Origin of the sequence: Virgibacillus proomii, assembly GCF_018916875.1 — a bacterium.
Classification (GTDB): domain Bacteria; phylum Bacillota; class Bacilli; order Bacillales; family Amphibacillaceae; genus Virgibacillus; species Virgibacillus proomii_B.
In genome coordinates this window covers 18,185-31,148 of the sequence record NZ_JAHLNO010000014.1, presented here as the reverse complement: position 1 = coordinate 31,148, position 12,964 = coordinate 18,185, and the positions used below count along the sequence as shown (strand labels likewise).

The window sequence follows — 12,964 nt, the reverse complement described above, 5'->3', positions numbered from 1 at the left end:
ATGGAATGAAATTAAATTATCTTGTATTAGTTCACATAATAATATTATTGTAAATAAAAATCGTTATACAAAAAATGTCCAGCATGATCGTTAATCCAAAAGGGTTCCCGATTATCTAGAAAAACACAAACCTGAGAGGAATAACATATGAAACGATAGTCATTATCTTCATCCTATTTCAGGTTGTAGCAATAATAAGAAAGAAATTACGATTAGTGTCAAAACTTCTCCGAACAATTTCTTTAATGATAAGGAAGTCACTACTCGTAAAACAAACTTACCCACAAAACCTTAGTCAACCAAGGTTTTGTGGGTAAGTAAATTATTTATACGGGATAGACCCCATGCTTTCTTTCTGTAAACGTAACATGTTTGGAATCATATAACTCATAACGGCTAATTAATTCATCTCGTAGTTTTTCCGGATCAATGATGGCATCCACTACCATTTCTGAAGCTAACCGATAAATATCAATATCTTCTTTATATTCTTCCTGCTTTTCTTTAATAAAGGTAACTCGTTCTTTCTCTGATAATTCCTGAATTTTATTAGCATATACAGCATTAACAGCTGCTTCAGGTCCCATTACCGCAATTTGTGCGGTTGGTAATGCCAAACAGCAATCCGGTTCAAAGGCTGGTCCTGCCATCGCATAAAGCCCTGCTCCATAAGCTTTACGGACAATGACAGAGATTTTTGGAACCGTTGCTTCGCTCATGGTTGCAAGCATCTTTGCACCATGACGAATAATTCCCGCACGTTCTACTTTCGTCCCAATCATAAACCCAGGGACATCAACTAAAAACAGTAAAGGGATATTGAATGCATCACAAAGCTGGATAAATTTAGCCGCTTTATCTGCAGAATCCGGGAATAAGACGCCTCCTTTCATGCGCGGTTGATTAGCAATGATTCCAATGGAGCGGCCGTTAATTCTTGCTAAACCGGTGATCAGCTCAGGAGCGAATTTCTTCTTTATTTCACAAAAGCTATCCTCATCAATCAACCGATCCATTAGATCATACATATTAAAGGCTGCATTTTGGTTTTCTGGAATTAAATCGGTAATGCTTTTTTTCAATTGCTTAACCGTTTTCGCTTCTCTTACTGGTGGTTTTTGTCTGAAATTAGCCGGAAAATAGCTCAAATATGCTTGGGTATAGGCGATTGCTTCTTCTTCTGTTTTTACTAAAACATCGCCAACACCGGATACAGAGCAGTGCATTCTTGCACCACCCATTTCCTCCAGACTCACCTTTTCTCCAATGACTTTCTCTGCCATGCGTGGAGAACCTAAATACATGGAGGCATTCCCGTCCACCATAATAACGATATCGCAAAAAGCCGGAATATACGCCCCGCCAGCAGCTGATGGACCAAATAATAAACATACTTGCGGTACACGACCGGATAATTTTATTTGATTATGAAAAATTCTCCCTGCTCCTCTTCTGCCCGGGAACATTTCCACTTGATCGGTAATTCTTGCGCCGGCAGAATCGACTAAGTAGATCATTGGTATCTCTAATTTCATTGCCGTCTCTTGGATTCGTACTATTTTTTCCACCGTCCGTTTTCCCCAAGACCCTGCTTTTACAGTCGAATCATTCGCCATGACACAGACCGATTGCCCATTTATTTTGCCAATACCGGTTACCACACCATCTGCAGGTAAATCTCCATTTAAACAGTTGGCAAAAAAAGCATCTTCTATTTCGATATTGTCATCAAATAATCGTTGTAATCTTTCACGGACAAACAGCTTGCCTTTTTCTATATTTTTTTGATGATATTTTTCCTTTCCACCTTGTTCAATTTTTTCTACATGTTCATGAAACACATTCATATAAGCCATTATAACTAGCCTCCCGTTTTAATTTCCATGATAATTCGGTGTTCGTTTTTCGCGAAAGGCTCGTAACCCTTCTAACCTGTCATTTGTTGGAATTGTTTGTTGATAGGCGAGTTGTTCAATAATTAATCCCGTTGCTAAATCTGTTTCTAACCCTTTATTTATCGCTGTCTTCGCTTGTTTTAACGCAACAGGACCGTTTTTTGCGATCATTTCTGCTAACTCACGAGCAGTTTCCATTAAATCCTTTGCTTCCACCGCTTCTTCTACCAGTCCAATTGCTAATGCTTTATTTGCTGTTATTCGTGCGGCACTATATATAAGGCGTTTAGCCTGCCCTATTCCAATTAAACGCGGTAGGCGTTGTGTCCCTCCTGCCCCAGGAATAATGGCTAAGGAAGTCTCTGTCAATCCTAGTTGACTATGATTTGCTGCTATGCGAATATCACAAGCAAGTGCCAACTCAAGTCCACCGCCAAAAGCCACTCCATTTAAAGCTGCAATAACAGGCATACACATGTTTTCTACCATCGTTACGGTCTCACTAATAAACGCTACAGCTGCGATTACTTCCTGTTCATTCATTCCAGCGCGTTCTTTTAAATCTGCTCCGGCACAAAAGGCTTTTTCACCGCTTCCAGTAATGATGGTACAGGTAATGCTTTCTTTGTGTTCAACTGTTTTTATAGTCGTGCGTAAGTCTTCAAGTAGGGCTTGTGACATAGCATTGGCAGCTTCTGGCCTGTTTAGCTTAACAATTGCAATAGAATCGGTTACTTCTAATTCAACGAACCTTCCCACAAATCTGCCCCCCTTGTATATATAAAATTTAAATATTGTTTTTCCGCATTTAATGATGTATACTTATGGGAAAAATTGGTTCTTAAAAGTTATTCAATAATTGCAATCGTATCGCCTTCATTAACAAAATCGCCTTCGTTAACCCTAAATTCCTTTACTATACCACTGGATTCCGCTACAATTGGGATTTCCATTTTCATTGATTCCAAGATAACAACATCCTGCCCTTCTTCTACTGCTTCACCCGGCTCTACGGTTTTCTTCCAAACACTTCCTGCCATCGTTGCTTTTATTTCCATATTCATTTCCTCCTTGTTTTTAATGGATTTTCTTTGGTAGATAGTAACTTTCAATAAAGTTTGTTGTTGTATTTGCAGCCTTGAACTGTTCGTGATCAATTACTTGCATAAGCATTGATAAATTAGTCTTAATACCCGTAATCTCATATTGATCTAATGCTTGTTTTAATAAGGTAATTGCTTTCTCTCTCGTTTCACCATGGACAATTAATTTGGCAATCATCGGATCGTAAAACGGTGAAACCAGATAATTATTCGTTACTCCCACTTCATTTCTGATTTTCTCTCCTGATGGTGGGTGAAATACCTCAATCTGACCGGGTGATGGAAAAAATGTCAGTGGATCTTCTGCATAAATCCGTGCTTCGATTGCATGACCATTTATATTTAAATCATGTTGTTCAATTGTTAATGGTTTCCCATTAGCAATGTCAATTTGTTTTTCAATAATATCAATACCTGTAATCTCTTCGGTTATCGGGTGTTCTACTTGAATACGAGTGTTCATTTCTAAAAAGTAGAAGTTCTCTTGTTCATCCACTAAAAATTCAATTGTTCCGGCATTTGTATAATGAAGAGCTTTGGCTGCTTGAACAGCTTTTTCCCCCATCTCTTTTCTAGTCTGTTCGGTAATAAATGGAGATGGTGCTTCTTCGATAACTTTCTGATTCCTTCGTTGAATCGAACATTCCCTTTCAAATAAATGGACAACATGACCAAACTGATCGGCTAGTACTTGTATTTCAATATGCCGTGCATTCTCTATCTTTTTTTCAATAAACATGGATCCATCGCCAAAGAATGATTTAGCTCGTTTTGCGTTGTTTTCAAATGCTTTCGTTAGTTCAGCTTCAGAATAAACCGTTTGCATTCCAATCCCGCCGCCACCGGAAGATGCTTTTACCATCACCGGATAACCAATTTGATTTGCCAGCCTAATCGCTTCTTCGGTGGAGGCGACAGCTTCCTCGGTTCCGGGAACTATCGGGACACGGGCTTGTTGCATCGCTTTTCTCGCAGCTATTTTGCTGCCCATTTGCCGAATAACGTTACTGGATGGCCCAATAAATAGAATCCCTGCTTGTTCACATTGTTCTGCAAATGTCGCACTTTCACTTAAAAACCCATAACCTGGATGAACGGCCTCTGCATTCGCTTGTTTTGCTATTTCTATTATTCTATTTGCGTTTAAATAACTTTCATTAACCCGTGGAGGTCCAATACAATAACTTTGATCCGCCAGCTTCACATGCGGTGCATGTTTATCTGCTTCTGAATAGACACTTACTGTTTTTATGTTCAACTTTTTACAAGTACGAATGATCCGTACAGCAATCTCTCCCCGATTAGCAATTACTATTTTAGAAATCATGGTTTTCCTCCCTCATACTCTAGCTGCTCCAGAGCCATTTCTCGCAACTTATATTTTTGAATTTTACCACTTGCTGTCATTGGGAATTCTTCTACAAATTCAATGTATCTCGGTATTTTGTGCCAAGAAATATTTCCTTTACAAAAGTCTCTGATTTCTTCTTCTGTTAGATTGCTGTTTTCTTTTGGAATAATCCAAGCCATAATTTCTTCACCGTATTTTTTATCAGGTACGCCTATAATTTGTACATCCAATATATTCGAATGCTGGTAAAGAAATTCTTCAATTTCCCGCGGATAAATATTTTCTCCGCCACGAATAATCATATCCTTCATCCGACCGGTAATTTCCAAATAGCCATCTGTCCGCATAATGGCTAAATCCCCGGTGTGAAGCCACCCATCTTCATCAATTGCTTCTTTCGTCGCTTCGAAGTTATTATAATATCCCCTCATTACAAGATATCCGCGGGTTAATAATTCGCCAGGTAAGCCGGGTTTTTGCTGTTGGTTCGTTCCAGGAATGACAATTTTCACTTCCACGTTTGGATGTGGTGTCCCTACCGTGTTCACTCGGAGTTCAATCGGATCATCGGTTTTTGTCTGGGTAATTACTGGAGAAGCCTCAGTCTGGCCGTAAGCGATTGTGATTTCTTTTGCTCCCATTTTGTCCATTACTTTAGTCATTACTTCAGTTGGACAAGGTGAACCAGACATAATTCCGGTTCTTAAACTCGATAAATCATATTGATCAAAATTGGGATGATTTAGCTCAGCAATAAACATCGTCGGTACTCCATGCAGTGCTGTACATTGTTCTGAAGACACAGCTGCCAAAACTTTTTCCGGATGAAATTGCTCTAATAAAACCATTGTTGCCCCTTTCGAAATAGCCGCTAAAACCCCCAATACACAACCGAAGCAATGAAAAAATGGAACCGGGATACAAAGTCTATCTTGATGGGTCAGTTTCATGCAATCGGCAATTTGTTTTCCGTTATTTACAATGTTATGATGAGTTAGCATAACTCCTTTAGGAAATCCAGTTGTTCCAGATGTGTATTGCATATTAATTACTTCATACTCATCTAAATTTGATCTTCGTGTTTGTAATGCTTTATCACTTATCTCCTGCCCTAAATCAAGCACCTCCCGCCAATTGTAGGCAAAAGGGTATGTCTGGTCACTGAGAACAATAAGTTTTTTTAGCATAGGCAGTGCTTTTAATTGAAGATTTTCTCGCTTGGAAGTTTCCAGATCCGGACAAATTTTCTTTATAATATCAATATACGATGTTCCTTTATAGCTTTCTGCCAATATTAATGTAGTTGCATCAGATTGTTCTAATAAATAATGTAATTCACTAGCTTGATAGTTTGTATTTACTGTAACTAAAACAGCACCCATTTTACCGGTTGCAAATTGCGTAATCAGCCATTCCGGTTTATTATCTGACCAGATAGCAACATGTTCACCTTTTTCAATTCCTAATGCCATCAATCCTTTTGCGGCTATATTTACACTGTCATTAAAGGTTTTATACGTTTTTCGAAGGTTTAATTCTGGGTAGATGACGGCTTCATGATCCGGGTATAACTCAACTTGCTTTTCAAGTAATTCCCCAATAGTAACATGTAAAAGTGCCATGAAAGACTCACTCCCCTATACTAAATTCTTTAACAGCCTAGCTGACGAGCTATAACTAGGCGTTGGATTTCTGATGTACCTTCACCAATTTCCAATAGTTTGGCATCACGTAAATAGCGTTCAACCTCATACTCACGCATATAGCCATATCCACCATGGATTTGAATTGCTTGATTAGCACAGCGAAATGCTGTCTCAGTAGCATAAAGTTTAGCAATAGAAGCCTCTTTACTGAAAGGTTTGTTATTATCTTTTAACCATGCTGCTTTATGTACGATTGTTCTTGCTAATTCAACTTCCATCGCCATATCTGCTAGTTTAAATTGGATTGCTTGAAAATCAGAAATAGATTTACCAAACTGCTTTCTTTCTTTGGCATAATGTAAAGCTTTTTCCAACGATGCTTGTGCAATCCCCACTCCTAGTGCAGCAATGGAAATTCTGCCCCCATCTAGTGTATATAAAAATTGTTTAAATCCTTTTTCCGGATCACCAAGAAGATTTGTTGCCGGTACGCGAACATTATCAAGGACAATTTCAGCTGTATCAGAACCGCGAACGCCCATTTTGTCATAGTTGCTCGTAATCGCTACCCCTTCTGTATCTGTTGGCACAATAATAGCAGAAATAATCTTTTTACCTGTTTTATCTTTACCTGTGACAGCGGTTACAATTAATGTTTTCGCAAAACTAGCATTCGTTATAAAACATTTCTCCCCATTAATAACAAACTCATCATTTTCCTTTACAGCAGTTGTTTTCGTACCACCAGCATCTGATCCTGCATTTGGTTCAGTTAAACCAAATGCGCCAAGTGCCTTTCCTTCTGCTAAAGGGGTTAAAAATTGTTGCTTTTGTTCTTCTGTACCAAAGTAGTAAATAGGGCTTGCACCTAAAGAAACTGCTGCAGCATAGCTTAATCCCGTACTGCCGCATATACGTCCAATTTCTTCAACTGCAAGTGCATAGGATAATGTATCGCCTCCAGAACCGCCATATTCCTCTGGAAACGGTATCCCTAATAGACCTAACTCTCCCAATTGTTCGAAAATATCGATTGGAAAAACAGCAGTTGTATCAATTTCGATGGCACGTGGCCGTATTACAGATTCTGCAAAATCCCTAACCATCTTTTTTATCATTGCTTGCTCTTTGGTCAACTCAAAATTCATTATTTATCCCCCTTGTTGGATTAGACCGACTGGTTGGTCTGTTATCTGGAAAACAAGTTAATCGCTTACATTCATTCTGTCAGCGGATAGCTCGTTGTAAGTCAAATGGTTCCATTTTTCCTTTGCTATAATAGCATGCAAAATAAGCTCAACAAAGATCTCACTAATTTCTTCAATTGTATTCTTCCCTGTTGGGTGGTACCATTTATACGTCCAATTGACCATTCCTAAAATAGCCATCCCTGTTATTTCAACAGGCAGATCCTTACGAAACTCTCCACACTCTTGCCCTTCCTTGATGGTATGAAAGATCAGCTTCTTAAAGCAATCTCGCTTTTCTTTAATGATCACCTCATATTCATGCTTCAGATAAATACTTTCTTGATAAAATACAGAAATATGCGGCTTATAGATATCAAACACTTTTACAAAATCTTTAATAATAGCTCGTAGTTTTCTTGTCGGTGATTCATACATATTAATGGCATACATTGCTTTTTCCAGTACGTAGGTAATAAACGTGTCATGGATGACATAGAGTAATTCATCCTTTGAAGTAAAGTGATGGTAAAAACCGCCTTTTGAAGTACCAACGTCTGCAACAATTTCATTAACCGTTACTCCATGAAATCCTTTCTTTTCAAACAGCAGTAAAGATGATTGAATGATTTTTTCCCGTAAATCCGTTCTGATCCCCTCCTCATTTAGTAATATAGTATTACATTATCATAGTTTGCAGAAAATTTAAAGTGTTTATACGAATGGGAACTTATAAAGCGAAAATCAAGCTGGAAGTAGAAGATGTTTAAAAAGTCCAGTTTAGAAAAACTTGGCTTGTCGCCAAGTCTTTATGGCGAAAGCTGTAGTTTTTCTTATACTATAAAGCCTAAAGTTTTATACTTTCCTATAGTGAAAAAAAGACATACCAATTTTTTAGTTGTTGATTTATTAATATATACACTATGCCTTAAACTCACTTTCCTAGAACTTCAACTTGCTCGTAACAGCATATAACGGGTAGAAAATTGCAGCAGCAATACACTGTGGTTTCAGGACTTCTTGAGATTTAGCCTTTGTTCTACTTCCTATCAGTAAAATAAAACAAAATCCTTTTGACTCAAGTTTTATTTATCCATGAGTTAAATTTCTCTTGTTTCCAAAAAGCGTAGAGTTTAAGCAAAAGAAAAACTAGCCAAGAAACTCAAAGCTTTCATGGCTAGCAATTGTTAGACTTTATTTATTCTCATCCAAATGTTCGAACGGTTTTTCATAATCTACTTTTTTCCAAGCAGAAATTACTTCTCCTTTTGTATCTGTATCCACAATAAAAGAACCATTGCTATAGCGATCACTATTGGATAGCTCTAATGGAAATACACGATGTATCTCTCCATTGTTTGTCCTAAAGTTTATCGTGTCATGTTCATTAACAAGGAAGAATCCGCGTATTCGATGAGGTTTACTTTTTAGTTCACGTAACATTAATAATCCTCTTTTTGCTCGATTGGACTTCTCAAACTCACTTAATTTCATTCGTTTACAAGCACCACGCTGGGTGAGCACAACTAAAGAAGGTTCCGATAATTCATCAAACACCTCACCGTTAACAACCTGTTCATCTTCTTTAAGATGAATGGCCTTCACACCAGCAGTCCGCTGTCCTACAACAGAAATCTCGCTTTCATGATACCATAAGCCGTATCCCTTATCCGAAGCAATAAATACATCGGAATGTCCTGTTGTACAATGAACATTAATCAGCTCATCATCATCTTTTAATCTTAGAGCAATTAAAGCTTTTGAATAACGCTGCGCTTCATAAAGTTTCAGTTTGCTTTTTTTTATCATCCCTTTTTTTGTGAAAAAGATTAAGTACTTATCCTCCGTAAAATCACGAACAGGAATACATGTGATAATTCGTTCATCTTTTTCCAATGGCACGAAATTTGAAATATGCTGACCAATATCTTTCCAGCGAATATCTGGTAATTCGTGTACAGGTGTGTATATATAGTTTCCTTTATTTGTGAAAAGAAGAACCTTATCTGTCGTATTCAGTTCTGCTAAGCTAACTAAACAGTCACCTTCCTTCATGGCAAAATCTTCTCCATTTGAAGCGTTATAGGAACGCAGACTAGTTCGTTTCACATAACCGGCCTGTGTAACCGATACTAATACATCCTCACTTACTACCATCACTTCAATATCAATTTTTAATTCTTCTATTTCATTTTCAACAGCTGTTTGTCGAGGTGTTGCATATGCTTTTTTCAACTTTCTTAAATCTTTTTTAATCGTTTGGAATAGTTTTTTCTCACTTTGTAAGATTAACTCAAGTTCCTTAATTTTTTCTTCTAACGTTTTAGCTTCTTGTTGAAGCGAGGTGATGTCGGTATTCGTTAAACGATATAGCTGCAACATAACAATTGCTTCTGCTTGTGCTTCGGTAAATTGATAGTTGGTAATAAGGCGTTTTTTTGCGTCTTGCTTATCCTTAGAAGAACGAATTGTGCTAATAACCTCATCTAATATAGAAATCGCCTTGATTAGACCTTCAACAATATGAGCTCGATCTTTCGCTTTTTTCAGATCAAAGACAGTTTGTCTTGTTACGACTTCTTTTTGGTGGGAAATATACGATTCTAATATTTCATTTAGTGATAACAATTTTGGTGTTTTATCCTGAATAGCTACCATATTAAAATGGTACGTAACTTGTAAGTCCGTGTTTTTAAACAAGTAGTTAAGAACACCTTCTGCATTTACATCCTTCTTAAGTTCAATGACAACTCGTAAACCAGTCCGATCGGTCTCATCTCGAACTTCGGCAATCCCCTCTACTTTTCGATCGATGCGCAACTCATCTATTTTTTTGACCATATTTGCTTTATTTACTTCATATGGAATTTCTTCAATAACAATTTGCTCGCGATTACCGCGAATTTCTTCTATTCGTGTTTTGCCTCGTACAATAATTTTACCGCGACCAGTTTCGTAAGCTTTTTTAATTCCATCAATTCCTTGGATAATCCCACCGGTTGGAAAATCAGGACCTTTTATCACTTTCATTAATTCTTCTATCGTGACAGAAGGTTTATCGATTTTAAGGATAACTGCATCGAGTACTTCCCCTAAATTATGAGGTGGTATATCCGTAGCATAACCTGAGGAGATCCCTGTTGATCCATTAACGAGTAAATTTGGAAATTTCGCCGGCAGCACTACAGGTTCTGTCGTTGTGTCATCAAAGTTTGGAATAAAATCTACCGTATCTTTTTCAATATCTCTTAATAATTCAGAAGCAATACTAGATAATCTTGCTTCTGTGTAACGCATGGCAGCAGGTGGGTCCCCATCAACACTTCCGTTATTCCCATGCATTTCAACTAACACATTTTTAACTTTCCAATCTTGACTTAATCGGACCATTGCTTCATATACGGAAGAATCACCATGAGGGTGGTAATTCCCAATAACAGTACCAACTGTTTTAGCTGATTTACGAAAGTTTTTATCATGGGTATTTTTTTCTTCATGCATCGCATAAAGAATTCTTCGCTGAACGGGCTTTAATCCGTCTCTCGCATCGGGAAGCGCCCTGTCCTGAATAATGTATTTACTGTACCTTCCAAATCGGTCTCCTATTACTTCTTCTAACGGAAGGTCTAAATATGTTCCTGGTTGTGTCATACCAACCCCCCCTTATATGATTTTTATCATAATTCTGTATGAATTCTATCGTTTTCTAAGATATTTGATTCTTCATCCAGACCAAATTCAACATTATTTTCTATCCATTTTCTTCTAGGTTCCACTTTATCGCCCATTAATGTCGTCACACGTCTTTCTGCACGTGCTAAATCATCGATGGTTACCCGGATAAGAGTTCTTGATTCTGGATTCATGGTCGTTTCCCACAGCTGATCTGCATTCATTTCTCCTAAACCTTTATAGCGTTGTAAGGTATAGCCGTTTTTAAAATCCTTAATTGTTTTCTTCATTTCTTCTTCATCCCAAGCATAAGCCACACGTTTATTTTTTCCTTTTCCCTTGGAGATTTGATATAAAGGTGGTAGTGCAATATACACCTTACCTGCTTGAATCAATGGTCGCATATACCTATAGAAAAACGTAAGCAATAACACTTGGATATGTGCACCATCCGTATCTGCGTCGGTCATAATAATTATTTTATCATATTGCACATCATCTAAATGAAAATCGCCGCCAACACCAGCACCAATAGTATGAATGATTGTCGATATTTCTTCATTCTTAAAAACGTCCTCAAGCTTTGCCTTTTCTGTATTAATTACCTTTCCTCGTAATGGAAGTACAGCTTGAAACTTTCGATCTCTGCCTTGTTTTGCAGATCCGCCTGCAGAGTCCCCCTCAACCAAGTATAGTTCATTACGTTTTGGATTTTTTGATTGAGCAGGAGTAAGCTTTCCGCTTAAGATCGTATCTTTTTTCCTTCTTTTTCTTCCGGTTCGAGCGTCCTCTCTCGCTTTTCTGGCCGCTTCCCTAGCTTCTTTTGCTTTAATCGCCTTTTTAATTAAAAGATTAGAAACATCTGAGTTTTCTTCAAGAAAATAAGAAAGCTTTTCCGAAACAACTGCATCAACCACGGATCTAGCTTCCGGCGTACCTAGTTTTCCTTTCGTCTGCCCTTCAAATTGCAGTTTCTCTTCTGGCAGACGAACAGAAACGATAGAAGTGAAGCCTTCTCTTATATCTGAACCTTCCAGGTTTTTATCTTTTTCCTTTAAAAGTCCGATTCGTCTGGCATAGTCGTTAAACGTCCTCGTAATTGCTGTTCTCGCTCCAGATTCATGCGTTCCTCCATCCTTCGTACGAACATGGTTAACAAAAGATAGCATACTTTCTGCATAACCGTCATTAAATTGAAAAGCAAAATCAACTTCAATTCCTTGCTGTTCACCTTCAAAAGCTACAACGGGGTGAAGGGTATCTTTTTCTTCATTCAGATAATGTACAAAAGCCTTTAGTCCTTCTGGATATTGGTATTCTTCTGTCTGTTTATTTCTAAGGTCTTGTAATTGAATCGTTAATCCTTTTAGTAAAAAGGCAGCTTCTCTTAACCGTTCAGATAATGTTTCAAAGTTGTAAATGGTTGTATTAAAAATCGTTGGGTCCGGTTTAAAATGAATGATGGTACCAGTTTTTTTCGTTGGCCCTTTCTTTTCTAAAGAGCCGACAGGTTTTCCGCCATTTTCAAAACGTTGAAAGTAGATATGACCATCACGATGGATTGTGACGTCTAACCATTCAGATAAAGCATTGACTACGGATGCACCTACACCATGTAGACCTCCACTAGTTTTATAACCACCCTGTCCAAATTTTCCACCTGCATGCAATATGGTAAATATCACCTCAGGTGTTGGCTTTCCAGAACGGTGCATCCCGGTTGGAATACCACGCCCATGATCCGTGATGGAAATGCTATTATCTTTATGTATAGTCACTTTAATGATGTCTCCAAATCCTGCTAGGGCTTCATCTACCGCATTATCAACAATTTCAAAAACGAGGTGATGCAGCCCACGGCTATCTGTACTACCTATGTACATACCTGGTCTTTTTCGTACTGCTTCCAGACCTTCCAGTACTTGGATTGAGTCATCACTATATGAAATCGGTTGTTTTGTCACTCCGTACTTGCTCCTTTCTTTTCTGTACGTACTATAATAGAACGAACGTTTGTTTATGTAAAGATAAAACAAACTATAATACATATGAAGGTTTGTGTTTTTTCCTACAAACAATTAATAAATTACAGGTTTCCTAAAAGCTATTG

At 37.8% G+C, this 12,964-nt stretch carries 9 protein-coding genes; all 9 read right to left on the bottom strand.

Annotated features, from left to right (window positions below):
* Window positions 1-326: 326 nt before the first annotated feature.
* The 9 genes from KQI21_RS05990 to parE all read right to left on the bottom strand — a co-directional run bounded on the left by KQI21_RS05990 (window position 327) and on the right by parE (window position 12,818).
* Window positions 327-1,856 carry an acyl-CoA carboxylase subunit beta gene (locus KQI21_RS05990; protein WP_216483227.1) on the bottom strand — a complete coding sequence of 510 codons (1,530 nt, stop codon included), beginning with the start codon at window positions 1,854-1,856 and terminating at the stop codon, window positions 327-329.
* A gap of 18 nt (window positions 1,857-1,874) precedes the next feature.
* Complete coding sequence (locus KQI21_RS05985) at window positions 1,875-2,654, bottom strand: enoyl-CoA hydratase (RefSeq protein WP_216483226.1); 780 nt, start codon at window positions 2,652-2,654, stop codon at window positions 1,875-1,877.
* Between the two features lie 89 nt (window positions 2,655-2,743).
* Complete coding sequence (locus KQI21_RS05980) at window positions 2,744-2,953, bottom strand: acetyl-CoA carboxylase biotin carboxyl carrier protein subunit (protein WP_373687631.1); 210 nt, start codon at window positions 2,951-2,953, stop codon at window positions 2,744-2,746.
* 19 nt (window positions 2,954-2,972) lie between these two features.
* Entirely contained in the window at window positions 2,973-4,325 is a 1,353-nt protein-coding gene (locus KQI21_RS05975) for an acetyl-CoA carboxylase biotin carboxylase subunit (protein ID WP_216483224.1), read from the bottom strand.
* Window positions 4,322-5,971: an AMP-binding protein gene (locus tag KQI21_RS05970; protein WP_216483223.1), complete on the bottom strand. Its 1,650-nt coding sequence runs from the start codon at window positions 5,969-5,971 to the stop codon at window positions 4,322-4,324. The genes KQI21_RS05975 and KQI21_RS05970 overlap by 4 nt, the downstream gene beginning before the upstream one ends.
* A gap of 29 nt (window positions 5,972-6,000) precedes the next feature.
* Window positions 6,001-7,143 carry an acyl-CoA dehydrogenase family protein gene (locus tag KQI21_RS05965; RefSeq protein WP_216483222.1) on the bottom strand — a complete coding sequence of 381 codons (1,143 nt, stop codon included), beginning with the start codon at window positions 7,141-7,143 and terminating at the stop codon, window positions 6,001-6,003.
* Between the two features lie 57 nt (window positions 7,144-7,200).
* Window positions 7,201-7,836: a TetR/AcrR family transcriptional regulator gene (locus KQI21_RS05960; protein WP_216483248.1), complete on the bottom strand. Its 636-nt coding sequence runs from the start codon at window positions 7,834-7,836 to the stop codon at window positions 7,201-7,203.
* 540 nt (window positions 7,837-8,376) lie between these two features.
* Entirely contained in the window at window positions 8,377-10,833 is a 2,457-nt protein-coding gene (gene parC, locus KQI21_RS05955; RefSeq protein ID WP_216483221.1) for a DNA topoisomerase IV subunit A, read from the bottom strand.
* A 26-nt stretch (window positions 10,834-10,859) separates the two neighbouring features.
* A complete protein-coding gene (gene parE / locus KQI21_RS05950) occupies window positions 10,860-12,818 on the bottom strand; it encodes a DNA topoisomerase IV subunit B (RefSeq protein ID WP_216483219.1) in 1,959 nt (652 codons plus the stop codon).
* Window positions 12,819-12,964 lie beyond the last annotated feature (146 nt).